Origin of the sequence: Collinsella ihumii (assembly GCF_030385545.1) — a bacterium.
GTDB classification, from domain to species: domain Bacteria; phylum Actinomycetota; class Coriobacteriia; order Coriobacteriales; family Coriobacteriaceae; genus Collinsella; species Collinsella ihumii.
Map to the genome: position 1 here is coordinate 119,452 of NZ_JAUEIQ010000004.1, position 25,217 is coordinate 144,668.

The following is a 25,217-nucleotide window of genomic DNA, read 5'->3' on the forward strand; positions in this document are numbered from 1 at the left end:
GATTCGAGGAGAGGACATGGGCTGCTGCAAGCTGGGCGCGCCGTCCGGGCGCCGTTTGGAGGTGTATCCGCTGTTCGCTCGCCCCGGCGTGCGCGCGCTGCTCGGGCGCGCGGGCGCGGGTGAAGCCGATACGGCCGTCCTGCGCGAGATCGTGGCGCTCGAGTGGGAGCAGTTCGACCGCGTTGAGGGCATGTTCGGCCGAGCGTCCTGCCAAGACGACCTGCAGTCGTTTTTCGTGTATCGGCTGGCGCAGCACCTCGCCTTCCCGCGCGCGGCGCTACCGTATATCCTCGACGATCTGCGCAGTGCCGAGGCGGGTGGCCGCAATCTCGTCGAGGAGAAGTACGCCCGCATGATGGAGGCGACCGATCCCGAGCGCTACGCCGCCACCTGGGCGGCGCGCCTGGAGGCGCCCTCGCCGGTGCGCGCCGCCGTGCTGAGCGAGATCGCGGACCTTGTGCGCGCCCGCCTGGAGGAGACGTCTCGCGATCTGTCCGTGACGTCGGGGCACGCGCGCGGAGCCGTCAGCGAGCCGGGGCGCGTCTCCGCGCTCGACTACTATCTGGCCGAGGCCGCCGGCTACCGCCTGCGCACGCTCTTCGCGCTGCGCGACGGGCTGCTCCGCCAGGAGCGCGGCCGCATGAACGCTATCGAGGGCACCTACCGCTACACGATGGGCCTTCTTACGGCATTGGAGGCGACGGCATGACCAGAAGACGGACCGGCCGCGATGACGCTGGCGAGGAGCTGTACCTGATCGGCGAGGTGAGCCGTATCGGCGGGGTGTCCCAGCGCAGCCTGCGCCATTATGACGATCTCAAGATCATCGAGCCCGACGTGATCGGTGACAACGGCTACCGCTACTACACGCGCAACACCATGCTCAAGATCCCCGTGGTCAACTACCTCAAGAACATGGGGTTCACCCTCGAGGATATCTCGCACATCTTCAACTCCGATTTCGGCGAGATCGAGCAGACCTTTGCCAAGCGCCGCGATGCGTGGGAGCGCGAGATGCAGCTCATCCGCGAGCGCATGCGCATCATCGACGACTGGGTCGCGCTCATCCACGAGGCCAACTACGTGCTGGGCGCCCGCCCCACCGAGGTGCGCACGGTGTTTTTGCCCGCCGACACCTTTTTGGCCATGCCGTATCGGTTCAACGGGGATTTCGCCGAGGCCACCATCAACCTCGAGTTCTCCAAGTTCGTGGCCGACAACGACAACCCCATCACCGGGCCGGTGATCTTGCGGCACGAGTCGTTCGACGCGTGGCGACAGCGGTGCTCGCAGGGCGAGCCCTGCGATGCGATGGTGCTGCAGCACGCGGTCCGCACGGTCGACCCCAAGGCCCGCTTCGTACGCCCCGACGGCATGTACCTGGCCACCTACCATGTGGGGCCCTTCGAGGAGCTGGGGGAGGCCTACGACCGGATGGCGACGTTCGCGGACGAGCACGGCTACCGGTTGGCGGGCTGTTCGTACGAGCGCTTCGTCACCGACTACTGGACCACCTACGATCCCGACCGTTTCGTCGCCGAGGTCCTCGCCCCCATCAAGTAGGGGAGCGCCGGCAGGGCTCGACCCGCTCGACGGCTCCGCGCCCGCCTGCGCCCGCCTGCCCCGTGTTCCGGCCTCGCCTCGATATCTGTTTAGGAGCATCCATGAATGCATACAAGATGAAGACCGAGCTGTTTTTCGGTTTCCGTGCCGTTGAGCACCTGTCCGAGATGCCGTATCGCAACCTGCTCATCATCACCGACGGCTTTTTGGAATCGTCGGGCGCGCTTGCCAAGCTGGTGCAGCACCTGCCTGCCGGCGCCCGCTACGAGACGTATTCCAACGTGCGCCCCGATCCCAGCCAGGAGCTGGTCGACGAGGGCGCGGCCGTGCTCACCCGCGTGCGCCCCGACCTGCTCGTGGCGTTCGGCGGCGGCTCGTGCATCGACGCGGCAAAGGCGATGCTGCTGTCCGCGTGCGAGGGCGGCATGGAGCGCCCCTATTTCCTGGCCGTCCCCACGACGGCCGGAACCGGTTCGGAGGTGACCAACTTCGCGGTCGTCACGCGCGGCAGCGACAAGGTCGTGCTCATCGACGATTTCCTGGCGCCCGACGGCGCGCTGCTCGAAGCCGACTTCACGCGCACCGTGCCCCCCGCGGTCACGGCGGACACGGGCATGGACGTGCTCACCCATGCGCTCGAGGCCTACGTGTCGAGCACGGCGACGTCGTTTACCGACGCCATGGCGGTCAAGGCCCTGCGGATCGTGTGCACCGATCTGCCCGCCGCCTTCCGCGACGGCATGGCCATGCGCAGCCGCACGCGCATGATCGAGGCGTCGTGCATAGCGGGCATCGCGTTCACCAATGCGGGCCTGGGTATCAACCATTCGCTCGCCCATGCGCTGGGCGGCCGTTTCCACGTGGCGCACGGCCGCCTGAACGCCGTGCTGCTGCCGTATGTGATCCGCTTCCACCTGGGCCGCTCCGACTGCCGCGAGGCCTACGAGCGTCTGGCCGTCGAGCTGGGCATGGCCGACGCGGATGAGCTGCTGACGCGTATCTGCGCTCTTCGCGCCGATCTCGGCATCGAGAACAGCCTGTCCGAGCTCGGGTGCATCGACGCCGCGAGGTTCGAGGCCGAGCTGTCTGCCATCGCCGAGGCAGCGCAGCACGATCGCTGCACGCCCACCAACCCCTGCGCCGTGAGCAAGCAGGATCTGGTGAATATCCTGCGCGACGCGTTCGCCGGACGATAAGAAATTGCCTCTCCTTCTTGGGCCGCCCCGATGCACATGGAGCGCATCGGGGCGGCGGTGCATCACTCCTGGTATCACCCGGCCGGAATGCACGGAATCAGCGCCGATTCCGTGCATTCCGGCCGGGTGATACCTTCATAGGTGCAGCTCGTCGTGTCAGGGGCCGAGTTGTGTAGATTTTGCTTTTCTCTTATTTTTTTTTAGGCAAGCAAAATGCTTGCGGTTGCTTTTCATTCGAAAGAGAAACGTCGGGCGGCGACGAGTCACGCGCAAAAATGCCGAGACGCATCCTGTGCTAGAGCGCAGATCCTGCACAGGATGCATGCGGGCGCATGCGAAGCGGTTTTTCTTTCCTTTCCCATGCCCGAGCGCACCGTTTATCCCGCGCGGCGCACCGCGTGCTCCCATTTCGTACAATACAGGCAACGGATGCGCCGGTCAGAGGGATGCGGCGCCGCGTGGCCGCCCCGAGAGGAGCGCGGCAGGAGGGAGCGAAACCGATGCTCGTTACCACCAAGGACATGCTGCTCGATGCTCAGAAGAACCACTATGCGGTCGGTGCCTTCAACATCGAGAACCTCGAGTTCGTCATGGCCGTGCTGGCTGCCGCCGAGGAGACCAAGTCCCCGGTGATCATGCAGACCACGCCCGGTACGGTGAAGTTCGCCGGTCTCGATTACTTCTACGGCATGGTGAAGGCCGCTGCCGAGCGCGCGAGCGTGCCGGTCGCCCTGCACCTCGACCACGGCGACGGCTACGATCGCTGCATGCAGGCGCTCCGCACCGGCTACACCTCCGTCATGATCGACGGCTCGCATGAGAGCTTCGAGGACAACATCGCGCTCACCGCGAGCGTGGCGCGCGCCGGTGCCGCCATGGGCGTGCCGGTGGAGGCCGAGCTCGGCAAGGTCGGCGGCAAGGAGGACGACGGTCCGGCGGTCGAGGGCGAGAACCCCTACACCGATCCGGACGAGGCGCGCGAGTTCGTCGAGCGCACCGGCTGCACCAGCCTCGCCATCGGCGTGGGCACCGCTCACGGCGTGTATACCGAGACCCCGCATATCGAGCAGGACGTCGTGCGCGCCATCCGCGCCGCCGTGGACGTGCCGCTGGTGCTGCACGGCACCTCCGGTGTGCCCGATGAGCAGGTTGCCGAGGCCGTGAAGAACGGCATCTGCAAGGTCAACTACGCCACCGAGCTGCGCCAGGCGTACACCCGCGGCTATCAGGGCTTCATGGCCGAGAACCCGGACGCCTTCGACCCCAAGAAGCCGGGCCGTGCCGGCATGGCCGAGATCACCAAGATCGTGAAGATCCGCATGGAGAACCTCGGTTCCATCGGTCGCGCATAACGGCAACGAATCGATACGCTGCGAAGCCCGCCGGAGATTCCCGGCGGGCTTTTTTTGTGGGCGCGATGCGTCGCGGACGGCTCCTGTGGGCTCCCACTGCCAGACAACGCATCCCCGTCATATGAACATTGCCTTGTGCTACCTGCGCGGATGATCGCGCAACGCTCACCAGACAATCCGACCGTTTGAAGACCGGCCGCGCGAACCTCTTGCGCGTGCCGTTACGCTTATAGCATCGCAGGGGATTTTGTCGGCATGCGCGGGAGCGTATTCAAGAAAGGTGGAGCGGAGCATGAATAAGCGTACAAAGATCGTTTGCACCATGGGACCGGCTTGTGATGACGACGATATCCTCCGCGAGATGATCAAGGCGGGCATGAACGTCGCCCGTTTCAATTTCTCGCACGGCAGCCACGAGGAGCAGCGTGCGCGCATGGAGCGCGTCAAGCGCATCTCCGGCGAGCTCGGCATCCCGGTGGGCATCCTGCTCGACACCAAGGGTCCCGAGATCCGCACGGGCTTTCTGGAGGGCCATGCCAAGGTGGCGCTCGAGCCCGGCTCGACCGTCACGGTGACTGCGGCCGAGACCTCTGAGGACCTGCAGGGCAACGCCGAGCATTTCTATCTGGATCACCTCGAGCTTCCGCGCGAGGTCCACGTGGGAAGCACGATCCTGATCGACGACGGCCTGATCGGTCTCACGGTCAAGGGCATCTCGGGCCAGGACATGACCTGCTATGTCGAGAACGGCGGCGAGCTGGGCGAGAAGAAGGGCGTGAACGTCCCGAACGCCAAGCTGTCGCTGCCCACCATCACCGAGCAGGACCGCAAGGACATCCTGTTCGGCCTGGAAGAGGGCATCGATTTCATCGCGGCGTCCTTCATCCGCGATGCGGCCGGCGTGCGCGAGATCCGCAAGCTGTGCGATGAGAACGGCGGCAAGAACGTAGACATCTTACCGAAGATCGAATGCGCCATGGCCGTCTACCACTTCGATGACATCCTGAAGGAGGCCGACGGCATCATGGTCGCCCGCGGCGACCTGGGCGTCGAGGTGGCGCCCGAGGTGTGCCCCACCATCCAGAAGGAGATCATCCAGAAGTGCAACAAGGCCTATAAGCCCGTCATCACCGCGACCCAGATGCTCGACTCGATGATCCGCAACCCGCGCCCGACGCGCGCCGAGGTGACCGACGTGGCCAACGCCATCAACGACGGCACCGATGCGACCATGCTTTCCGGCGAGACGGCCGCGGGCAAGTACCCGCTCGAGGCCTTGAAGATGATGGCCAACATCGCGCTGATCGCCGAGGCCACGATGCCCGAGCACAACCGCCTGGACATCCACACGGACGAGACGGGTATCCGCGCGATCAACAGCGCGATCGGTCTGGCCGCGGTGAGCACGGCGTTCAACGTGAAGGCGCGCGCCATCATCATCCCGACCGAATCCGGCCGTTCGGCGCGTCTGGTGTCCAACTTCCGACCGATGCTGCCGATCCTTGCCGTGACGCCGCATGACGCCGCCACGCGCAAGATGACCATCTACTGGGGCGTCGACCCGGTGACCGAGGGCGAGATCGGGGATAAGCGCTATATCGTCAAGACGGCGATCAACTGCGCCAAGCAGCGCGGATACGTTCGCGTGGGCGACGTGGCCGTGCTTACGGTGGGCGACCCGGACACCTCCATCACCTTCTCCGACGGCGTGACGTCGACGAACGTCGTGCACGTGGCGCAGGTGCGTTAACGGTCGTTCAGAAGATGTGCAGGCGGGGGCGTCGTACGCGGCGCCCCCGCCTTTTAACGTGCAAATCGGGGACGTACCTTGCGCGTGCATTTTTGCAAATCGGGGACACCCCTTCTGCCCGGGCCGACCCGGCGGCATGGGTTGAAACGAACCCGTCCCCAACCGACCCATCGGCAGGGGCCAGCGCTACACGAGCGTCTGGGCGTATGCGACCGCTTCGTCGACGTGCCCTTCGGTCGTGGCCCAGCTCGTGACGAAGCGCACGACGACGCGGCCGGCGCCCGTGGGGTCTTCGGCGATCATGGTCTCGCAGCCCAGGGTGTCGACGAGGGCTTCGGCCTGCGCGGGCGTCGCCCAGAAGAACTGCTGGTTGCCGTTCGTGCTGATATAGGGCTCGAAGCCGGCGCGGGCAAGCCCCTCGGCCAGACGTACCGCGCAGGCGTTCGCTCGGCGCGCGTATGCCCAGTAGGGGACGTCGCCCGCCTCGTTCACCTTCGCGGGATCGAAGGCCGCCTCGTACATGACGCCCATGAGACGGCCCTTGGCGGTCATCGCGCCGGCGCGTTTCGTGAGGTAGGGGATCCTGTCGATGGCGCGCATGCCGCGGGCGGAGCGCGGGCTCACCACGAGCGCCTCGCCGAAGAGCATGCCGTTTTTGGTGCCGCCCAGCGTGAACGCGTCGGCGCGCGCGGCGATGTGCTCGATGTCGAGGTCGCCGCCCGCGGCGGTCATCGCGCTCGCCATGCGGGCGCCGTCGACGTAGACGGCCAGCTCGTGCGAGGCGGCCCGGTCGCACAGCGCGTCGAACTCGGCGCGCGTGTAGACGTGCCCGTACTCGGTGGTGTTCGAGAAGTAGATCATGGCGGGGCGCGTGGTGTGGCAGCCGGTCGCCGTCATGTGCTGGTAGGTGAGCTCCGCCGCGTCAGGCGTGAGGATGCCGAAGGGGTCGTCCGTTGCCAGCAGGCGCCGGCCGCACGCCTCGATGGCGCCCGTCTCGTGGATGGTGGGGTGCGCGTCGGCGGCGCAGATGGGGCCCTCGAAATCCTCGGTGAGCGCGCTGATGGCGAGCATGTTGGCAACGGTGCCGCCCGGCACGAAGCGCACGTAGGCATCCGGCTGCTTGATCGCCGCGCGGATCAGGTCGGCGGCGTGCGCGCAGTGGGCGTCGTCGCCGTATCCGGGCGTCTGCTCGTCGTTCGTGCGGATGAGCGCTTCGAGGATCTCGGGCGCCGCCCCTTCGGAGTAATCGTTGGTGAATCGGTGCATCTGCTGCGTCCTTTGCGTCGTATGTCTGGTAAGAATCTGGTGACTGGGTTCGTTGTCGTATTGTCTCATCATATAATGAGTGACCGAATTGAATCGCCGCCGCACGGGCAGGCACGACATAAGGGGAACATATGCAGGCACAGAGGGCTGAGGGCACCAAGGATTTGATCGGGCGCGACATGCGCGCCTGGCGTCATATGCAGGAGGTGGCGGCCGAGGTGTTCGAGCCCTACGGGTTCGACATGATCGAGACGCCCGCTATCGAGCAGCTCGACGTGTTCGTCCACGGCATCGGCCAGTCGACCGACGTGGTGCGCAAGGAGATGTTCCGCGTGTTCTCGGGGGCCAACTTCGCGCGCGTGCTCGAAGAGGGGACCGACGCCAAGCTCAAGGCCAAGCAGCGCCTGGCCCTGCGTCCCGAGGGCACGGCCGGCGTCGTGCGCGCCGTGGTGGAGAACAACCTGGTTCCGCAGGGCGCCACGCCGTTCAAGGCCTACTACGCCGAGGCGATGTTTCGCGGCGAGCGCCCGCAGAAGGGGCGCCTGCGCCAGTTCCATCAGGTCGGCATCGAGTGGCTGGGCGCTCCCGACCCCGCTGCCGACGCCGAGTGCATCATCATGCTCATGGAGTTCTACAAGCGGTTGGGTTTTGACCTGAGCAAGCTTCGCCTGCTGATCAACTCGATGGGCGATCCCGCGTGCCGTCCGGCCTACCGCGACGCGGTGCGCGATTTCATCCTTGACCACGCCGACGAGATGTGCGACGAGTGCCGCGAGCGCGCCGAGCTCAACCCGCTGCGCGCCTTCGACTGCAAAAACGACCACTGCCGCGAGGTCATGAAGGCGGCGCCGCTCATGCGCGACAACCTGTGCGACGACTGCCGCAGCCATTACGAGCAGGTCAAGCGGTATCTCGATGCCGCGGGTATCGAGTATGTCGAGGACCCCACGCTCGTGCGCGGTCTGGACTACTATACCCGCACCGTGTTCGAGGTCGAGGCGCCCGGTGCCGGGGTCGGTTCCATCGGCGGCGGCGGTCGCTATGACGGCCTGGTCGAGCTGGAGGGCGGCAAGCCCACGCCGGGTGTCGGCTTTGCCGTGGGATTCGAGCGCGCCATGCTCGCGCTCGAGGCGTTCGGCGCCGATATGGCGACCGAGATCGAGCCGTGCGTCTATGTGGCGAACGCTGGTGCCGAACTGCGCGGTGAGGTCTTTGCGTTGACGCACGAGCTGCGTGCTGCTGGCATTCGCACCGAGGCGGACTACCAGGGGCGTTCGCTCAAAAGCCAGTTCAAGCAGGCCGACAAGCTCGATGCCCGCCTGATCCTGGTCATCGGCGGCGACGAGCTCGCCGCCGGCAAGGTGAAGGTCCGCAACATGGTGACCCACGACGAGGAGCTGGTGGACCGCGGCGCCGTCGTCGAGGCTGTCGTGCGCCTGCTCGCGTAGGACCGCGCGAGGGATTCGGTTTCTCATGCCCGCCTGCCTGCCGCGACGCGGCAGGCAGGCGGGCATGCTGCGTTTTGCGGGCCCTGTCATTGGGGGGGCGGGCGGCCAATGCCGCCCGGAAGATGGTCAATGAGTGCATTCCCATTGCAATTTCTCATAGAAGGATTGAGTTGTGGTCAATCACCTCACTCCCATTGCAAATCGAAGTGGCGGAAAAGCGCCAACAGCGGCTCATGACTCTGTATGAGGTTGGGTATAGGAGCTTTTTCGGACTTGCGAGGCCCCAAAGGGCGCTCCGAATCTCAGTGCATATCATAATATGATAAACCGAATCTGGTTCGGTATTACTGTTTGCAATGGGAACGCACTCATTGACCATGCTGCTGATTCTGCACGAGTATTTGCAATGGGAGTGCGTTCATTGACCACCTCCGAGGCGCAGGGGAGATGCCGGTCAATCCATTTCGTGCCCGGCCTACGGGCCCACGTTGCGTTGGCGCAGCCTCTGCCTTCACGCTCGCTATGCGCCGCGGTGTGCGCGGGGCAGCTGATTGGTTGATTTAGTTTGCTAAAGCGTGAACTCTGTGAAGCCTGTTGTGCGCGCGGGGGACTCACGTATACTTTGCGATTGTTCTTAACGTGTTCTTTCTTCAAGCGGCAGCAACTACTCGGTGGGTGGTTGCCGCTTGCATCAGAAGGAGGGTGTGCGAATGGCGAAAGAAATGGAGCAACCGGAAGAGCGCGCGCAGCTGCTATCGGAGCTGAAGGAGACGGTCGGTGCGCTGACGTGCGGGCCGCTGTCGGAGATAGAGATCCCCGAAAGCCTGCGTGACAACCTGGCGCTGTTCCAGCGGCTCGAGCGCCGCGTGCTCATGGAGTACGATCCCCAGATCTGCGAGCTGTTCGACGTGCTGCTGCGCCATGCGATCCATGCGAACGAGGGCAACCCCGGCGCCGCGGCCGCGTCGGAGGAGACCGACGAGCAGGGTGTGCCGCTGGCGACCAACGACAGCAACAGCGCGTTCCGCGCTGCCGTCGAGCTCGTCGACGAGCTGCCGCTGCAGACGCTCGAGACGCTGGTGCGCGCCTTCACCTCGTTTTTCCACCTCGCGAACCTGTGCGAGGAGAACTACCGCGTCGAGACGCTGCACGATCGCGAGCGCCTGGTGTCCATCGAGGCGGACGTCGATCCGTCCAACGAGCTCACGATCGCGTTCAAGCAGCTGATCGACGAGGTCGGCGTGGACGATGCGACGGATCTGCTGAACAAGCTTGAGTTCCACCCGGTGTTCACGGCGCATCCCACGGAGGCACGCCGCCGTGCCGTCGAGGGCAAGATCAGGCGTATCGGCAAGCTTCTTTCCGAGCGTCCCCATCTGGGCGGTTTGGACCTTGCGGAAAACGAGCGCCACATGCTGCAGGAGATCGATGCGCTCGTGCGCACCTCGCCGGTCGCCATCAAGAAGCCGACGCCGGTCGAGGAGGCGGACACCGTCATCGACATCTTCGACCATACGTTGTTCGACATCGTTCCGCGCATCTACCGGCGCTTCGACGACTGGGTGCTCGGCGAAGGCGCCGGCATCGTGCCGCCCGTCTGCCCCGCGTTTTTCCATCCGGGCAGCTGGATCGGGTCGGACCGCGACGGCAACCCCAACGTCACCGCGAAGGTGAGCCGTGAGGTCGCGGCGAAGTTCTACAAGCACATGGTGGCGACGCTCGCCGACAAGTGCCGCCGCGTGGGCCGCAACCTCACCCTCGAGGCGGGATACGCGGCGCCGTCCGACGAACTGCTCAACCTGTGGAACCATCAGGTCGAGATGAGCGAGATCATCACGAGCCGGGCGCGCGACATCTCCGCATCCGAGCCGCATCGCGCCGTCATGCTGGTCATGGCCGACCGCCTGGACGGAACGGTGGCGCGCGATGCCGACGTGATGTACGCCTCGGCGGAGGACTTCCTGGCCGACCTGCGCGTGGTCCAGCGCTCGCTTGCCGCGGCAGGTGCCGAGCGCGCCGCCTACGGTCCGGTCCAGACGCTCATCTGGCAGACCGAGTCGTTCGGGTTCCATATGGTAGAGATGGAGTTCCGCCAGCATTCGCTCGTGCACACGCGAGCGCTCGAGGACATCCGCGAGCACGGCATCCACGGAGACCTGCAGCCCATGACGCGCGAGGTGCTCGACACGTTCCGCGCGATCGGCTCCATCCAGAAGCGCTACGCGGTCAAGATGGCGCACCGCTACATCATCTCGTTCACCAAGTCCGCGCAGCACGTGGCCGACGTCTACGAGCTGGCGAACCTGGCGTTCGCGCACGCTTCGGACGTGCCGCAGCTCGACGTCATCCCGCTGTTCGAGCAGCTGGAGGATCTGGAGCACTGCGTCGACGTGCTGAACGACATGCTCGAGCTGCCGGCGGTCCAGGCCCGTCTCGCGCAGACGGGCCGCAAGATGGAGGTCATGCTCGGCTACTCGGACTCCGCGAAGGATGCCGGCCCCACGACCGCCACGCTCGCGCTGCATTACGCCCAGAAGCGCATCGCCGTCTGGGCCGACGAGCACGATATCGACTTGGTGCTCATGCACGGTCGCGGCGGAGCGGTCGGCCGCGGCGGCGGTCCGGCCAACCGCGCGGTGCTGGCGCAGCCCGCCGGCTCGGTGAGGTGCTTCTTCAAGGTCACCGAGCAGGGCGAGGTCATCTTCGCGCGCTACGGCAACCCGGTGCTGGCGCAGCGCCACGTCGAGGGGGTCGCGGCGGCGACGCTGCTCAACTCCGCCCCGTCGGTGGAGCGCGCGAACACCGAGATGACCGAGAAGTACCTCGCCATGGCAGACGAGCTCGACCGCGTCTCGCACGAACGGTATCTCGACCTGCTGCATATGCCCGACTTCACGCCGTGGTTCTCGACGGTGACTCCGCTGACCGAAGTCGGCCTGCTGCCCATCGGCTCGCGCCCCGCCAAGCGCGGCCTGGGCGCCAAGTCGCTGGACGACCTGCGCACGATCCCGTGGGTGTTCAGCTGGAGCCAGGCGCGCATCAACCTGGCGGCGTGGTACGGCCTGGGCAGCGCCTGCGAGGCGTTCGGCGACCTCGAGACGCTCAGGCGTGCATATCGGGAGTGGCCGCTGTTCTCGACGTTCATCGACAACGTGGAGATGTCCATCGCCAAGACGGACGGCCGTCTCGCCAAGATGTACCTGGCGCTGGGCGATCGCGCCGATCTGGCCCATACGGTGTACGACGAGATGCAGCTCACGCGTCGCTGGGTGCTGGCGATCGTGGGCGACGAGTGGCCGCTCGAGCATCGTCGCGTGCTGGGGCGCGCGGTCCGCGTGCGCGACCCGTATGTCGACGTGCTGTCGCTCGCGCAGGTGCGCGCCCTGCGCATCGTGCGCGACGAGGGCCGCGACCTTTCCGAGGAGGCCAAGGCGAAGTACCTGAGCCTCATCCTCGCGACCGTGACCGGCGTCTCCGCGGGCCTTCAGAACACGGGGTAGATGCGATTTCGCGGGCTCATGAGCTGAATCCGTAACAACAGGGGGTCGGGGCCCATCAGAGCCCCGACCCCCTGCGTCGTTTGCATCGGCCTTACGGACAACGTGCCGGATAGGCCCGCTTACTTAAGGCTGACCTCGCCCAAGAAGGCGCGGGTGCGCTCGCTCTTGGGATGGTTGAAGACCTCGTCGGGCGAGCCCTGCTCCACGATCACGCCGCCGTCCATGAAGATGACGCGGTCGGCGACATCGCGGGCGAAACCCATCTCGTGGGTGACGACGACCATGGTCATGCCGCCCTGGGCGAGCTCGCGCATGACGTCGAGGACGCCGCGCACGAGCTCGGGGTCGAGCGCGCTCGTGGCCTCGTCGAACAGCATCACGTGCGGCTCCATGGCAAGCGCGCGGGCGATGGCCACGCGCTGCTGCTGGCCGCCGGACAGCTCGCTGGGGAAGTGGTCGGCGCGATCGGCCAGCCCGACGCGGGTGAGCTGCTCCATGGCGATGCGCTCGGCGTCGGAGGCAGAGCGCTTGAGCACCTTCTGCTGCGCGAGCATGACGTTGTGCAGGGCGTCGAGGTGCGGGAACAGGTTGAACTGCTGGAACACCATGCCCATGTGCTCGCGGACCTTGTTGACGTCGACCTTGGGGTCAGTGATGTCCTTGCCCTCGAAGATGATCGAGCCGCCCGTGGGCTCCTCGAGAAGGTTCAGGCAGCGCAGCATCGTGGACTTGCCGGAGCCTGACGGGCCCAGGATGACGACGACCTCGCCGCGATGGATGTCGAGCGAGATGTCACGCAGGACCTCGAGGTCGCCGAAGCTCTTGCGCAGGTTCTGGATGCGGATGATCGCCTCGTCCGCTGCGGGCGCGGTGGGCGTGGATGCGGTATCGGCCATGATCGGTTAAGCCTCCTTCGTCGTTGCGGACGCCGCGGGGACGCCTTTGCGCTTGCGCTTGCGCCCGGCGCGGGTGCGCTCCTCAAGATGGCGCGTGACCTTGGACAGCGGCAGGGTGATGACTAGGTAGAACAGGGCCGCCACGATATAGGGCGTGATGGAGCCGGTGGACGCCACGATGGTGCGCGCGTACATGACGAGCTCCATGATGCCGACGGCGGCGAGCAGCGAGGTGTCCTTGTACAGTGTGATGAACTCGCTCGTGAGGTTGGGGATCACCAGGCGGAACATCTGCGGGAGGATGACGTAGAGTGTGGTCTGCAGGCGGTTCATGCCCAGCGAGCGCGCCGCCTCGGTCTGCCCCTTGCTGATGGAGAGGATGCCGGCGCGGAAGATCTCGCACATGTACGCGCCGGAATTGAGCATCATGACGACGACGCCGAGCGGGAAGTTGGGGATGTTGATGCCCGCCAGCGGCAGGCCGAAGAACGCGATGTAGATCTGCAGGAACAGCGGCGTGCCGCGCACGATGTTGACGTAGGTGGTGGCGATGCCGCGCCACAGGCGGAACTTGGAAAGGCGCATGAGCGCGAGCACGAGGCCCAGCGGGATCGCGAGCGGGAAGGCGACGGCGACGATGGCGATGGACATGAAGAAGCCCGTCAGCACGACCGGGAAGCTCGTCACGAAGATCGTCGGGTCCGCGAACAGGCGCAGGAAGCGGTTGGAGTTCCACGCCTTCACCCAGTCCTGCTCCTCGAGCCACTGGGACAGCGCCTCGGTGGCGGAGATGCCCTGCACGGAGATGACGGGGATGCCCTCGATGGAGGCGTTGTCGACCGCGCCGTCGGCGGTTGAGTAGCTCGCCTCGACCTGCATATCGCCGCCCTCGGTGGGGAAGTAGACATCGTAGACGATGATGTTCAGGTGGCCCGCCTGGGACAGCGGCGTGTTGAAGTCGAGGACGAGGTCCTGCCCGTCGACGGTCTCGGTGTAGTCGACTTCGTTGCGCGTCATGAGGTCGTCGCCGGTGAGCAGCGTCAGCGCCAGGTCGTCGGTGTTGAACGACGTGCCGTCGGGAATGTGCAGGACGAGCTGGGAGATGTTCTCCCCCTCGTCGACGGTGGCCTCGAAGGTGATGCGCGACTGGGTGTTGCCCATGATGGCGGTGGGGTCGTCTTCGGAGTTGGGTCGCCCGGTGCACTTGACGATCTCCATGGCGTGCGCGGGCGTGGAGGCAAACAGAAGGCACGCGCACAGCGCCACGATGATGGCGCTCAGGGCAGGTGCAAGATGACGACGTGTGGAACTACTACTCACGGGAGCCTCGTTTCTAGCTTCTACATATGGGAAATGCGGCCCCCTTCCGCATCGGAGAGGGGCCGCGAGCAAACGGTTTCGTAAGCTGTTGCCGTGCGATGGGGGATTAGCCCATGTTGTTGGCGATGATCTCGTCGAGCGTGCCGTCCTCGGTCAGCGCGGCGATGGCCTCGTTCATGGCGTCGACCAGGTCGGGGTTGTCCTGGGAGACGGCGATGGCGTACTCCTCGCCGGTGGCGGAGGTCAGCACGGTGTGCTCGTCGGAGTACGCGCCGGCGAGCATCTGGTCGACGACGGCCTTGTTGCCGCAGACCGCGTCGGCCTGGCCGGCCTGGACGGCGGCGAAGGCATCGGTGAAGTTGGGGAACGGCAGCTGCTCGGCGTTGGGGAAGTTCTCGGCGGCGAAGTCGGCGCCGGTCGAACCGCTCTGGACCGCGATGGTGACGGCCTCGTTGTTGAGCGCCTCGGCGGCGTTGTCCTCGGTGATCTCGGTGTTGTCGCTCATGACCGCGACGGCCTGGTTGTCGATGTAGTACGGGTCGGTGAACAGGACCTGCTCCTCGCGCTCGGGCGTGATGGAGATGCCGGAGAGGCCCGCGTCGGCCTGGCCGCCGGCGACGATCGCCGGGATGATGCCGTCGAAGTCGATGTTGGTGTAGACGCACTCGAGGCCCAGGTAGTCGGCGATGGCGCGGCCGAGGTCCATATCGAGGCCGACGTACTCGCCGTCCTCGAGGTTCTCGAACGGCGGATAGTCGGGCGAGGTGGCAAACGTCAGCTTGCCGGACTCGAACAGGGTGAGCTCGCCGTCGGAGGAGGCGTCGGCGGACCCGGTGTCAGCGGCGGGCGTGCTGCCGGTGGCGGTGGATGCGGTGTCGTTGCTGCAGCCGGCGACACCAAAAGCGGCCATGGCGGAAGCGGCCGCCAGGGGGACAAACTGCCTACGGGTGATGTTCATGAGAGTTCTCCTTCCAAAACCCCGTTGAATTCATGAGTGGACCCTATGCTAATTCTTATAACTATGCATGGGCAAGAAAAAATATGCATGCAACAGTATGGAAACACCTATCAATATTCATTTTTACTGGGTCATTTTGCGACAATGTGCACGAGTTATGCATAAGGGTGCCGAATAATGCACAGTCCGTGCAAATCAATGTCTTGACATGCATGGGTCATGTGGGGACGGGTTCGCCTCAACCCATCCTGCCCAGGGATGGCCGGGGCCGCCGCGGGCAGGCGGCCGCATCCCGTTTGCTTCCACTTTGTAAAGTATGCGCGGAGAGGGAAGTTTTTCGCTATGCTAGTGCAACTGCCCAGCCTGCGCCGTCTACGCAGGTTCGGCAATCTGTAGGCAAGCCGCCCGTACCGGCACGGGGCGGCACAGATCTCATAAGGAGGACCCCTGTGGCTACCGACCACATCGCAAACCCCGTCGACATCCATTCCATGCACACCCGCACCTGCGGCGAGCTGCGCGCCGAGAACATCGGCGAAGAGGTCAAGCTCACCGGCTGGGTGAGCCGTCGCCGCGATCACGGCGGCCTCATCTTCTGCGACCTGCGCGACCGCGAGGGCATCACGCAGTGCACGTTCGATCCCGAGCACGCCGCGGGCGAGGCGTTCCACACCGCCGAGACCATGCGTCCCGAGTGGCCCATCCTCGTGCACGGCACCGTCATCGCGCGCGACGAGGACACGGTGAACCCCAAGCTCCCCACCGGCGAGATCGAGGTCCTGGCCGACCGCGTCGAGGTGCTCAACCGCTCCAAGACCCCGCCGTTCCAGATCGAGGACGGCATCGAGACCTCCGAGGACACCCGTCTGCGCTACCGCTATCTGGACCTGCGCCGTCCCGAGATGATGGCCAACCTCAAGCTGCGCAGCGACTTCACCTTCGCCATCCGCAGCGCGCTGCACGACCGCGCGTTCATGGAGGTCGAGACCCCGAGCCTGTTCAAGTCCACGCCCGAGGGCGCGCGCGACTTCATCGTCCCGTCCCGCCTGCAGCCGGGCAGCTTCTACGCCCTGCCGCAGTCCCCGCAGCTGCTCAAGCAGCTGCTCATGGTCGGCGGCGTCGAGCGCTACTACCAGGTCGCCAAGTGCTTCCGCGACGAGGACCTGCGCGCCGACCGTCAACCCGAGTTCACCCAGGTCGATATCGAGATGAGCTTCGTCGACCAGGACGACGTCATGGGCGCGCTCGAGGACGTGCTGCACGACGCGTTCGCGCACATGGGCGTCGACATGCCCACGCCGCTGCGCCGTCTTTCCTATTGGGACGCCATGGACACCTACGGCTCCGACAAGCCCGACACCCGCTTCGGCATGACGCTCGTCGACCTCACCGACGTGTTCAAGAGCTCCAAGTTCAAGGTGTTCGCAGGCGCCGCCAACACGGAGGGCCAGGTCGTCAAGGCCATCAACGCCAAGGGCGCCGGCGCCTGGCCGCGCGCGCAGATCGACAAGCTCGCCAAGGTGGCCGAGACCTTTGGCGCCAAGGGCCTGGCATGGATCGCGTTCCGCGAGGACGGCTCCATCAACAGCCCCATCGTGAAGTTCTTCTCCGACGAGGAGATGGCTGAGCTGCGCCGTCGCTGCGACGTCGAGCCCGGCGACCTGGTGATGTTCGCCGCCGGCCCGCGCCTCGCCTCCAACGAGATCCTGGGCGGCATGCGCTCCCACATGGCCGATGCGCTGGGCATCGAGCGCACGGGTCACGACTTCCTGTGGGTCGTCGACTTCCCGCTGTTCCACTGGGACGACGAGGTCAAGCGCTACGAGGCCGAGCACCAGCCGTTCACGCTGCCGCATGTCGACGAGCTCGACCTGCTCGAGACCGATCCGCTCGCCATGGGGTCGTGCACCTACGACTTCGTCATGGACGGCTTCGAGGCCGGTGGCGGCGGCATGCGTATTCACGACTCTGAGCTGCAGCTCAAGATGCTCGAGTTCATGGGCTTTTCCGAGGAGCGTGCCCGCGAGCAGTTCGGCTTCCTCATGGAGGCCCTCACCTTCGGTGCGCCTCCCATGGGCGGCTTCGCGCTCGGTCTCGACCGCGTGTGCATGCTGCTCGCCGGCAGCGACTCCATCCGCGACGTCATGGCGTTCCCCAAGACGAGCTCCGGCTCCGACCTCATGTCGGCCGCGCCGAGCGAGGTCTCCATGGCCCAGCTGAAGGAGGTCGGGCTGCGCCTCATGTAGGCCCCCGGCACGTCTGGAACTATTGAGACGCGGTCAGAACGCGCCGCGCCTCCATGCTGAAGCAGCCCTTGCGCTCGGCGCGCAAGGGCTGCTTTTTGCTGGGTTTACGGCATGGGCCCTGCGACACGGCATGTTTGGTCGGCTAGCGCCTTAGCGAAGGTGGTCAATTGGTGCGCTCCCATTGCAAACGCGCGCACAGAATCCGTGCCGTGGTCAAAACATGCGCTCCCATTGCAAACGGAAATGCTGAATTGCTTCTGCGCATTATAAAATGATGCGCATTGCCATGCGAATCTTCCTGTCTCGGGGCCGAATACGCGGAAACCGGCGAACGGCCATCCCTAAACGGACAAAATCGCCTTCAGAGACGCCGTTGCGTCACTTCGATTTGCAATGGGAATGATGCAATTGACCGCGACACGGATTCTGTGCGCGCGTTTGCAATGGGAGTGCCATTTTTGACCATTTTGGTCGGGCGCCTACCTCCTTGCGGTACGCTCGCCTGCGGGCCGCGCCCGTCCCGCATGGTGATAGTCCTCCGGATCCCAGCGGGGATCCGGAGGGCTCTACAGGCGGATGGGACGAGAGGCGCTCCTACAGCGAGAGCCCGGCGCCATTTCTTGCGATCACGTCGTGGTACCAGGCAAACGAATCCTTGCGGTACCGGCGGCACTCGCGCGGGTCGTCATCGGTGCGATCGACATAGATGAAGCCGTAGCGCTTCTTCACGCCGTTGCTTGTGTTTGCTTGGCAGCTTAGACGAGGCCGCGGATGCAGGCGATATCGGCTTCGGGGAGCTCGAGCGCCGGCGTGAACGAGAGCGATGCGATGTCGAGCTCGATGACGGGCGAATCGGCGAACGTGGTGATGGTGAACAGTTCGTTGGTCGCGAGCGTATCGGGATCCTGGCCGAGCTTCAGGGTCTCGGTCTGGCTCACGCGGACGATGAACTCTTCGGGGCTGTCGGGTCGCGACGCGGCGAGCCTCCACGTGGCGTAATCCATGCCGCTGAGGGTGTCGGTGAGCTGGGAGATATCCGAGGCGTCGTCGTAGGTGGCGAGCACCTCTCCCGTTTGCGCGTCCTCGACCGTCACGGTCTGCGCCTTGGAAAGCACGCCGTCTTTCCCGAGCAGGTCGGTGAGCACGCTCGGCAGATCGGAGAGGTCCTCGAGGGTGCCCGTCACGTCGTTGATGGCGCCCGCTATGTCGCTTTGCACCTGATCGAGGGCATCGGCCACGTCACCGAGCGCATCGGAAGTCTGGTCGAGGGCGTCTTGGATGGACGGGTCGCTCAGCTCGTCGATGCGCGATCCGGTGTTGTCGGCGACCAGGCAGCCGGAAAGGGGCACCACGAGCGCCAGCGAAAGCGCGGAGACGACAAGACGGGTGATGTGGGTGCGCAGCATGCAGGCCTCCTTCGGGATCGATTTCAATTGTAGGGGAGCGCTGCGCGCGTACGGCACCGTATGGCAGAGTTAAGCGATTCCTAAGCAGGGGCGCGGCAGTCGATTACACGGTGATCTCGATCTGGTTGCCCTCGAGCGCCACGATGCAGCTCTCGTAGTACCCGTCGCCCGTGGTGCGCGGGCCGCTTGCGACCCGGTACCCGTCGGCGGCGAGCTGCGCGGTCAGGCGGTCGACGGCCTCGGGGCTTTCGACGCTGAAGGCAAGATGCGCAAAGCCGGTCCTTGCAAGCGGCTTCTCCAGGTCGTCCATGTCGGGGCGCGTCATGATCTCGAGGCGCGCGCCGTCATCGAACGAGAGGAAGTAGGAGCGAAATCCTGTCGTGGCGTTGTGGTACAGCTCGTTGGACCGGGCGTCGAAATAGCGCGTGAAGAACTGCTTGGCGGCATCCAGGTCGTTGACATACAGCGCGACGTGTTCGATGCGCATTGGAGCTCCTTATGGCTAACATGTTCGAACAAGTATACCATGGGTTCGTTGGGGACGGGTTCGTTCCAACCCATCAGATGCGCGTCTGGCCCGTGTAGATCGAGCGGTTGCCGTTCACGAGGTAGCCCACCGCGCATACGACGAAGAACGCGGGCAGGTTCTCAAAGCCAAAGACCTCGCCGCCGATGAGGATGGGCGCGAGCATCGTGTTGGTGGCGCCTCCGAAGACGGCCGCGTAGCCAAGCGCCGCCGTCAGCTCGAGGGGAAGCCCGAGCGCGCCTGCAAGCACGACGCCCAGGCTCGCGCCGATGGAGAACAGCGGGGTCACCTCGCCGCCCTGGTAGCCGGCGGCAAGCGTGGTAACCGTGAGGGCGAATTTGAGCGCCCAGTCCCAGACGAAGATGCCGCCAGCGCCCTCGCCAGAAAAGCTCGCGGAGATGAGGTTGGTGCCCAGGCCGGCATAGCGGCCCTGCCACAGCGCGAGCAGCGCGACCGACAGCGCGACGCCGATGACGGCGATGCGCACGAGCGGGTTGCCGATGCGCGCGGCCTGCCGTTTGGCTGCGGCGAGGCACCAGGCGAAGGCACCGCCGACCAGCCCGAAGACGATGCCCGCCAGGCAGAGCTGCACGAGCGAGGCGGGCGTGATGGCGAGGGCCTCGGCAAGCGGGACCTCGAATTTCTCGAGCCCCAGGGCGCCCGAGGTCATGCTGGCGGCAAACGACGCGGTGAGCGCGCAGGACAGCGCACGGTACTCGAGCCTGCCCGCCACCAGGACCTCGAGGGCGAAGATGCAGGCGGCAAGCGGCGTGCGGAACAGGCCCGCGAAGCCGGCGGCCATGCCGCAGACCAAAAAGGTGTTGCCCGCATCGCGCAGGGGGAGCTTTCTTCCGACCCCGTGCGCGAGGGTGGCGCCGATCTGAACCGCCACGCCCTCTCGGCCGGCGCTACCGCCGAACAGGTGCGTGATCCACGTGCCCCCCATGATGAGGGGGACGAGGCGCAGGGGAATCTCGGGTTCCGTGCCGTGCCCGACGTCGAACACGAGGCCCATGCCCCGTCCGGTGTTCTTGCCGAAGCGGCGGTAGGCCCATGCGATCGCCACGCCTGCAAGGGCGAGAAACGGGATGAGCTGCCGGGGATGCGCGTCGCGGAACGCGGTGATGGCGAGCAGCACGCGGCCGAACAGCGCGTCGATGGCGCCGACCGCGATGCCGATGGGTATACCGATGAGGGCGAGTATCGCGATGGTCCTATAGGTTTCTCCTATACGCATGAGATGCCCTCCCGGCGGCGGCACTGTTTGGAACGGTGTTGTTTTTGCCCATGATGGCACAGCGCACCGTCATGGGCAAAAACGATCCCGTCCGAGAGCGCCACCGCACCGCGCGCGAAAGGCGGTAGGGGAGCAGCCGAAGGCGTGCTCGAAGGCGACGGTGAAGCTCGACGTGCGCGGATAGCCCACGGCGCGCGCGATGGCGGCGATGTCGAGGCGGGGGTTGCCCAGTAGCTCCGCGGCGCGCTCCATGCGCGTTCGGCGGATGTAGGCGCCCAGGCTCTCGCCCGTCTCCTGCTTGAACGCAGCGCACAGGCGCGTGCGGCTGGTCAGCAGGTCGCGGGCGACCTGATCGAGCGAGAGCGGCTTATCCAGATTGACGCCGACGTGACATTGCGCGCTGCGAACCAGCTGCCTTTGCTCCCGCGTGCCCGCTGCGGCCTCGGCGCGCGTCCGCTCGAGGTACCACCCGAGCGCGGTCAGCGCCGCACGCCCCGTATGCGCATGCAGCATCGCCAGATCGGCGAGTCTTCCGCCGAACAGCGGCGTCAGGGCGCGCATCGTGCGGTCGAGCACTGCCGCGGTATCCCCGATGCACGTGTCGCCCGGTTCCTCCATGAGGGTGCGCGCCGCATGGCGCGCGCGACCGTCCAGCCGGTCGAACCATCGGGGCAAAAGCATGATCGACGTCGCGTCCTGCCGCGTTCCGGCGCGCAGGATCGACCGGTCGCTTTTCATAGCCCCGTCGCCAAAGATGGCGACGTTGCCGTGCGGACGGCTGCGCCGCGGGGGCGCGACTGGGCACAGGGCAAGGCTGTCGCGCGAAAGGGTGCAGACGCACAGGCCCGGCACGGATTGCTCGAAAAACGGCATGTCGCGCTTCACGAGCACGCGGTGCGAGGTGACGACGCAGCAGCCGTCGATGCGGTACACGAAGACGGCGGCATCGGCATCGTCGGTGGACGCACGGCCCGCGAGGGCCTCTCCGCACGGTTCGAGCGCGATGCCGAACTGCTCGACCTGTGGCTCGTAGAGCATCGAGAGGCGGTCGTGCGCGCGGGTGCGTGCCCGCGGTGCCGCGCAGGATGCCGCATCGTTTCGAATTCGTCCCAATCTGGCCTCCATAAGTTAGCCAACGTTCACTCGAATGATAAGTTAGACATGCTCAACAAAACAAGAGAGAAGGGGGTATCCCATGGGACAAAACGGTGAGTCCGCCGCCCAGGGCAAGGGGCGCGGCGCCATATCCCAGCTGCTCGATTTTGCAGAAGAACGCCGCGTGCTCACCTATGTGGGCTGCTTGCTCTCGGCGGCATCGATGCTTATCAGCTTCGGTCCCTATATCTGCATCTGGCTCGTCGCCCGCGACCTCATCGCGGTGGCACCCGATTGGAGCGCGGCGACGGGCATCGGCGTCTACGGATGGTGGGCGCTGGTCTTTGCTGTGGGTTCGATCCTGCTGTACTTCGCTGGGCTCATGTGCACGCACGCGGCCGCCTTCCGCTGCGCCTCCAACATGCGCAAGCGCGCCACCGAGCATCTCATGCACACGAGCCTCGGCTATTTCGACACCCATGCGAGCGGCGCGCTGCGCCGCGTGGTGGACGGCTGCGCCGCCGAGACCGAGGGCCTGCTTGCGCACAAGCTGCCCAACACGGCCGGCAGCATCGCCATGATCGTCGGCATGCTCGTGCTGTTCTTCGTGTTCGACTGGCGGCTCGGCCTCGCGTGCCTGGCGGCGGTCGCCATCTCGCTCGCCTGCCTGTTCTACATGATGGGCGGCCGGGGCATGGATTTCATGACGCGCTACATGGAGTCGCTCGTCAAGATGAACAAGACGGGCACGGAATATGTGCGCGGCATCCCCGTGGTGAAGGTGTTCCAGCAGACCGTCTACTCGTTCCGCGCGTTCCACGATGCGATCGAGGAGTTCACGCGTCTGGCGCAGGACTACGCGGTCACATGGTGCCAGGTCCCGCAGTCGCTGTCGCTTGCGATCATCAACGGCGTCGTGGTGTTCTTGGTGCCGGTCGCGCTGCTGCTCGCCCCGGGCGCGACGGTGGCCCTCGTGGGCCCGTCGGGCGGCGGCAAGACGACGGCGGCGAGCCTCGTCCCGCGCTTTTGGGACGTCGATTCCGGACGCGTGTCGCTCGGGGGCGTCGACGTGCGCGATCTCGACCCGCACGGCCTCATGGACCGCGTGGCCTTCGTGTTCCAGGCGAACCGGCTGTTCAGGCAGACCGTGCTCGAGAACGTGCGCGCCTCGCGCCCCGAAGCGTCGCGCGAGGAGGTCCTGGCGGCTCTTTCCGCGGCCCAGTGCGACGACATCCTGGAGAAGCTGCCGCAAGGAGTCGACACGCTGGTGGGGACGGGCGGCACGTATCTGTCCGGCGGCGAGGTCCAGCGCCTCATGATCGCCCGCGCGATCCTGAAGGACGCGCCCGTGGTCGTGCTCGACGAGGCGACGGCGTTCGCCGACCCGGAAAACGAGGTCAAGATCCAGAAGGCCTTCAAGCGCCTCGCGCGCAGCCGCGACGGTGCTCCGCGCACGGTGATCATGATCGCCCATCGCCTCTCGACGGTGCGCGGCGCGGACAACATCGTGGTGCTCGACCGAGGACGCGTGGCCGAGCAGGGTTCGCATGGGCAGCTGCTTGCCGCAGGCGGCATCTACGCGCGCATGTGGGCCGATTACGAGCAGGCCGTGAGCTGGCGCATCTCGAGCGATGCGGCGTCAACGGAGAGGGGCGATGCCCGATGAGCATCAAGGAGAAGTACGCGCTCACCGTCGAGGGCGTGCGCAACGTCAAGCTCGGCGCCGCGTGGACCGCAGCGGCCAACATCGCCGTGTTCGCCGGCGTCGGCATCATCTATATGCTGATGGATGCGTTCATGGCGCACCTCACAGACGGCGCCGCCCTGCCCGACCCGCTTCCGTATCTGGCGGGCCTGGCCGTGTTCATCATCGCGCTGTTCGTGGCGGAGTACTACGCCTACTACTATCAGTACGGCGTGATCTACAAGGAGAGCGGCCGCCAGCGCATCAACCTCGCCGAGCGCCTGCGCAAGCTGCCGCTGTCGTTTTTCGGTCGCCGCGACCTCGCGGATCTCACCGAGACGCTCATGACCGACGTCAAAACGACCGAGCACGCCTACAGCCATGTGCTGCCGGAGCTCTACGGCGCCTACATCACGCTTGCCGTGGCGGCGGTGGGGCTCTTCGCGTTCGACTGGCGCCTCGCCCTCGCCTCCCTGTGGAGCTGCCCGGTCGGCCTGGCGGTGCTGTTCGGCGCGCGCTCGGCCCTGCAGCCGATGATGCACGCCACCCGCATGCGGGGGCTTGCGATCTCCGAGGATATCCAGGAAGCGCTCGAGTGCGTGCGCGAGGTGCGTGCCACCAACCAGGAGGAGCGCTATCTCGAGCACATTCGCCGCGACGTCGACGAGGCCGAGCGCTAGGCGTTCAAAAGCGAGATCGCGTGCGGCGTGTGCGTGAACGGCGGCCAGATCATCCTGCGCCTGGGCTTTGCGACCACGGTGCTCGCCGGCGCGGCCTTCATCATGGACGGCACCTGCACGTTCATGACGCTGTTCGCCTTCCTCGTCGTGGTGAGCCGCATCTACGCGCCATTCGACCAGTGCCTCATGCTGATCGCCGAGCTGTTCTCCGCGCGCACGGCGTCCGCCCGCATGCGCTCGTTTTACGAGGAGCCGCTCGCCACGGGAGACGGCGCGTTCGAGCCGGTCGGCCATGACGTGGTGTTCGACGACGTGAGCTTCTCGTACGGCGGCGCGGAGCAGGTGCTCTCGCATGTGAGCTTCACGGCGCGCGAGGGGGAGGTCACCGCGCTCGTGGGCCCCTCCGGATCCGGCAAGTCGACGTGCGCCCGCCTGGCGGCCCGCTTCTGGGACGCGTCGGATGGCCGGGTGAGCGTGGGCGGCGTGGACGTCTCGGCCGTGGACCACGAGTCGCTGCTGCGCGACTTCTCCGTGGTGTTCCAAGACGTCTTGCTGTTCGACGACACGGTGATGGGCAATATCCGCCTGGGCCGCCGCGACGCCACCGACGAGGAGGTGCTCGCGGCGGCGCGGGCCGCCAACTGCGACGACTTCGTCTCCCGCATGCCGCAGGGCTACGACACGATGATCGGCGAGAATGGCTCCAAGCTTTCCGGCGGCGAGCGCCAGCGCATCTCGATCGCCCGCGCCCTGCTCAAGGACGCACCGGTCGTGCTGCTCGACGAGGCGACGGCGAGTCTTGATGTCGAGAACGAGACGGCGGTGCAGACGGCGCTGTCGCGGCTGCTGGCGGACCGGACCGTCATCGTGATCGCCCACCGCATGCGCACGGTGCTCTCGGCGAACAAGATCGTGGTGCTCGACGAGGGGCGCGTCGTGGAGCAGGGGAGCCCCGACGAGCTGCTTGCGGCCGACGGCCTGTTCGCGCGCATGGTGCGCCTGCAGCGCGAAAGCGCCGACTGGATGCTGTAGCGCACAATTGGATTTTTTGGACGGGGCCGCTTGCCCCCTCGGCTGCCGGGGGCAAGCGGCCC

At 66.0% G+C, this 25,217-nt stretch carries 20 protein-coding genes; 11 read left to right on the forward strand and 9 right to left on the reverse strand.

Annotated elements, in window-relative coordinates:
* Positions 1-16 precede the first annotated feature (16 nt).
* The 5 genes from QVN30_RS05430 to pyk all read left to right on the forward strand — a co-directional run bounded on the left by QVN30_RS05430 (position 17) and on the right by pyk (position 5,861).
* On the forward strand, positions 17-709 hold the full coding sequence (locus QVN30_RS05430) for a DUF4125 family protein (RefSeq protein WP_289835714.1): 693 nt from the start codon (positions 17-19) through the stop codon (positions 707-709).
* Complete coding sequence (locus QVN30_RS05435; RefSeq protein WP_289835715.1) at positions 706-1,563, forward strand: MerR family transcriptional regulator; 858 nt, start codon at positions 706-708, stop codon at positions 1,561-1,563. Before QVN30_RS05430 ends, QVN30_RS05435 begins: the two co-directional genes overlap by 4 nt.
* Before the next feature lie 101 nt (positions 1,564-1,664).
* Positions 1,665-2,759 (forward strand): 1-propanol dehydrogenase PduQ, encoded by a 1,095-nt coding sequence (locus QVN30_RS05440; RefSeq protein WP_289835716.1) that lies wholly within the window; start codon positions 1,665-1,667, stop codon positions 2,757-2,759.
* Positions 2,760-3,259: 500 nt separating this feature from the next.
* Complete coding sequence (locus QVN30_RS05445) at positions 3,260-4,111, forward strand: class II fructose-bisphosphate aldolase (RefSeq protein WP_204587536.1); 852 nt, start codon at positions 3,260-3,262, stop codon at positions 4,109-4,111.
* Between the two features lie 292 nt (positions 4,112-4,403).
* Positions 4,404-5,861, forward strand: a complete 1,458-nt coding sequence (gene pyk, locus QVN30_RS05450; protein ID WP_087201050.1) for a pyruvate kinase — start codon at positions 4,404-4,406, stop codon at positions 5,859-5,861.
* Between the two features lie 186 nt (positions 5,862-6,047).
* Here pyk and QVN30_RS05455 read toward each other — a convergent pair whose 3' ends face one another.
* On the reverse strand, positions 6,048-7,127 hold the full coding sequence (locus tag QVN30_RS05455) for a threonine aldolase family protein (protein WP_289835717.1): 1,080 nt from the start codon (positions 7,125-7,127) through the stop codon (positions 6,048-6,050).
* 131 nt (positions 7,128-7,258) lie between these two features.
* Between QVN30_RS05455 and hisS the strand changes: the two genes are divergently transcribed.
* Both hisS and QVN30_RS05465 read left to right on the forward strand, forming a co-directional pair.
* Positions 7,259-8,575 carry a histidine--tRNA ligase gene (gene hisS / locus QVN30_RS05460; RefSeq protein WP_289835718.1) on the forward strand — a complete coding sequence of 439 codons (1,317 nt, stop codon included), beginning with the start codon at positions 7,259-7,261 and terminating at the stop codon, positions 8,573-8,575.
* Positions 8,576-9,285: 710 nt separating this feature from the next.
* Positions 9,286-12,075, forward strand: a complete 2,790-nt coding sequence (locus QVN30_RS05465) for a phosphoenolpyruvate carboxylase (RefSeq protein ID WP_289835719.1) — start codon at positions 9,286-9,288, stop codon at positions 12,073-12,075.
* Positions 12,076-12,194: 119 nt separating this feature from the next.
* Here QVN30_RS05465 and QVN30_RS05470 read toward each other — a convergent pair whose 3' ends face one another.
* From QVN30_RS05470 to QVN30_RS05480, 3 genes are all read right to left on the reverse strand, one after another.
* Positions 12,195-12,971, reverse strand: coding sequence for an amino acid ABC transporter ATP-binding protein (locus QVN30_RS05470; RefSeq protein ID WP_289835720.1), 777 nt, complete (start codon positions 12,969-12,971; stop codon positions 12,195-12,197).
* Positions 12,972-12,977: 6 nt separating this feature from the next.
* A complete protein-coding gene (locus QVN30_RS05475) occupies positions 12,978-14,291 on the reverse strand; it encodes an amino acid ABC transporter permease (RefSeq protein ID WP_289826769.1) in 1,314 nt (437 codons plus the stop codon).
* A 106-nt stretch (positions 14,292-14,397) separates the two neighbouring features.
* Positions 14,398-15,249 carry an ABC transporter substrate-binding protein gene (locus tag QVN30_RS05480; RefSeq protein WP_204571297.1) on the reverse strand — a complete coding sequence of 284 codons (852 nt, stop codon included), beginning with the start codon at positions 15,247-15,249 and terminating at the stop codon, positions 14,398-14,400.
* A gap of 491 nt (positions 15,250-15,740) precedes the next feature.
* On the opposite strand from QVN30_RS05480, the gene aspS reads away from it, so the two are divergent.
* On the forward strand, positions 15,741-17,495 hold the full coding sequence (gene aspS, locus QVN30_RS05485) for an aspartate--tRNA ligase (protein ID WP_289835762.1): 1,755 nt from the start codon (positions 15,741-15,743) through the stop codon (positions 17,493-17,495).
* 594 nt (positions 17,496-18,089) lie between these two features.
* Here aspS and QVN30_RS05490 read toward each other — a convergent pair.
* The 5 genes from QVN30_RS05490 to QVN30_RS05510 all read right to left on the reverse strand — a co-directional run bounded on the left by QVN30_RS05490 (position 18,090) and on the right by QVN30_RS05510 (position 21,702).
* Positions 18,090-18,224: a family 1 glycosylhydrolase gene (locus QVN30_RS05490; protein ID WP_273342558.1), complete on the reverse strand. Its 135-nt coding sequence runs from the start codon at positions 18,222-18,224 to the stop codon at positions 18,090-18,092.
* Between the two features lie 26 nt (positions 18,225-18,250).
* The gene (locus tag QVN30_RS05495) at positions 18,251-18,901 is read right to left on the reverse strand and encodes a hypothetical protein (RefSeq protein ID WP_289835721.1); all 651 of its coding nucleotides are present in this window, start codon (positions 18,899-18,901) and stop codon (positions 18,251-18,253) included.
* Positions 18,902-19,004: 103 nt separating this feature from the next.
* The gene (locus tag QVN30_RS05500) at positions 19,005-19,388 is read right to left on the reverse strand and encodes a VOC family protein (RefSeq protein ID WP_289835722.1); all 384 of its coding nucleotides are present in this window, start codon (positions 19,386-19,388) and stop codon (positions 19,005-19,007) included.
* Positions 19,389-19,461: 73 nt separating this feature from the next.
* On the reverse strand, positions 19,462-20,664 hold the full coding sequence (locus QVN30_RS05505) for a chloride channel protein (protein WP_289835723.1): 1,203 nt from the start codon (positions 20,662-20,664) through the stop codon (positions 19,462-19,464).
* Between the two features lie 69 nt (positions 20,665-20,733).
* Complete coding sequence (locus tag QVN30_RS05510) at positions 20,734-21,702, reverse strand: helix-turn-helix transcriptional regulator (protein WP_289835724.1); 969 nt, start codon at positions 21,700-21,702, stop codon at positions 20,734-20,736.
* Positions 21,703-21,859: 157 nt separating this feature from the next.
* Between QVN30_RS05510 and QVN30_RS05515 the strand changes: the two genes are divergently transcribed.
* Genes QVN30_RS05515 through QVN30_RS05525 form a run of 3 tightly spaced genes read left to right on the forward strand, consistent with a single transcriptional unit; the run spans position 21,860 to position 25,155 of the window.
* Positions 21,860-23,425 carry an ABC transporter ATP-binding protein gene (locus QVN30_RS05515; protein ID WP_289835725.1) on the forward strand — a complete coding sequence of 522 codons (1,566 nt, stop codon included), beginning with the start codon at positions 21,860-21,862 and terminating at the stop codon, positions 23,423-23,425.
* Positions 23,422-24,123, forward strand: a complete 702-nt coding sequence (locus QVN30_RS05520) for an ABC transporter transmembrane domain-containing protein (protein WP_289835726.1) — start codon at positions 23,422-23,424, stop codon at positions 24,121-24,123. Before QVN30_RS05515 ends, QVN30_RS05520 begins: the two co-directional genes overlap by 4 nt.
* 33 nt (positions 24,124-24,156) lie before the next feature.
* Positions 24,157-25,155, forward strand: a complete 999-nt coding sequence (locus QVN30_RS05525) for an ABC transporter ATP-binding protein (RefSeq protein ID WP_289835727.1) — start codon at positions 24,157-24,159, stop codon at positions 25,153-25,155.
* Positions 25,156-25,217 lie beyond the last annotated feature (62 nt).

Excerpts from the sequence above, each read along its gene's own strand:
- QVN30_RS05430 (WP_289835714.1), top strand. The coding sequence starts at position 17 with ATGGGCTGCTGCAAGCTGGGCGCGCCGTCCGGGCGCCGTTTGGAGGTG.
- QVN30_RS05435 (WP_289835715.1), top strand. The coding sequence starts at position 706 with ATGACCAGAAGACGGACCGGCCGCGATGACGCTGGCGAGGAGCTGTAC.
- QVN30_RS05440 (WP_289835716.1), top strand. The coding sequence starts at position 1,665 with ATGAATGCATACAAGATGAAGACCGAGCTGTTTTTCGGTTTCCGTGCC.
- QVN30_RS05445 (WP_204587536.1), top strand. The coding sequence starts at position 3,260 with ATGCTCGTTACCACCAAGGACATGCTGCTCGATGCTCAGAAGAACCAC.
- pyk (WP_087201050.1), top strand. The coding sequence starts at position 4,404 with ATGAATAAGCGTACAAAGATCGTTTGCACCATGGGACCGGCTTGTGAT.
- QVN30_RS05455 (WP_289835717.1), bottom strand. The coding sequence starts at position 7,127 with ATGCACCGATTCACCAACGATTACTCCGAAGGGGCGGCGCCCGAGATC.
- hisS (WP_289835718.1), top strand. The coding sequence starts at position 7,259 with ATGCAGGCACAGAGGGCTGAGGGCACCAAGGATTTGATCGGGCGCGAC.
- QVN30_RS05465 (WP_289835719.1), top strand. The coding sequence starts at position 9,286 with ATGGCGAAAGAAATGGAGCAACCGGAAGAGCGCGCGCAGCTGCTATCG.
- QVN30_RS05470 (WP_289835720.1), bottom strand. The coding sequence starts at position 12,971 with ATGGCCGATACCGCATCCACGCCCACCGCGCCCGCAGCGGACGAGGCG.
- QVN30_RS05480 (WP_204571297.1), bottom strand. The coding sequence starts at position 15,249 with ATGAACATCACCCGTAGGCAGTTTGTCCCCCTGGCGGCCGCTTCCGCC.
- aspS (WP_289835762.1), top strand. The coding sequence starts at position 15,741 with ATGCACACCCGCACCTGCGGCGAGCTGCGCGCCGAGAACATCGGCGAA.
- QVN30_RS05495 (WP_289835721.1), bottom strand. The coding sequence starts at position 18,901 with ATGCTGCGCACCCACATCACCCGTCTTGTCGTCTCCGCGCTTTCGCTG.
- QVN30_RS05500 (WP_289835722.1), bottom strand. The coding sequence starts at position 19,388 with ATGCGCATCGAACACGTCGCGCTGTATGTCAACGACCTGGATGCCGCC.
- QVN30_RS05505 (WP_289835723.1), bottom strand. The coding sequence starts at position 20,664 with ATGCGTATAGGAGAAACCTATAGGACCATCGCGATACTCGCCCTCATC.
- QVN30_RS05510 (WP_289835724.1), bottom strand. The coding sequence starts at position 21,702 with ATGCTCTACGAGCCACAGGTCGAGCAGTTCGGCATCGCGCTCGAACCG.
- QVN30_RS05515 (WP_289835725.1), top strand. The coding sequence starts at position 21,860 with ATGGGACAAAACGGTGAGTCCGCCGCCCAGGGCAAGGGGCGCGGCGCC.
- QVN30_RS05520 (WP_289835726.1), top strand. The coding sequence starts at position 23,422 with ATGAGCATCAAGGAGAAGTACGCGCTCACCGTCGAGGGCGTGCGCAAC.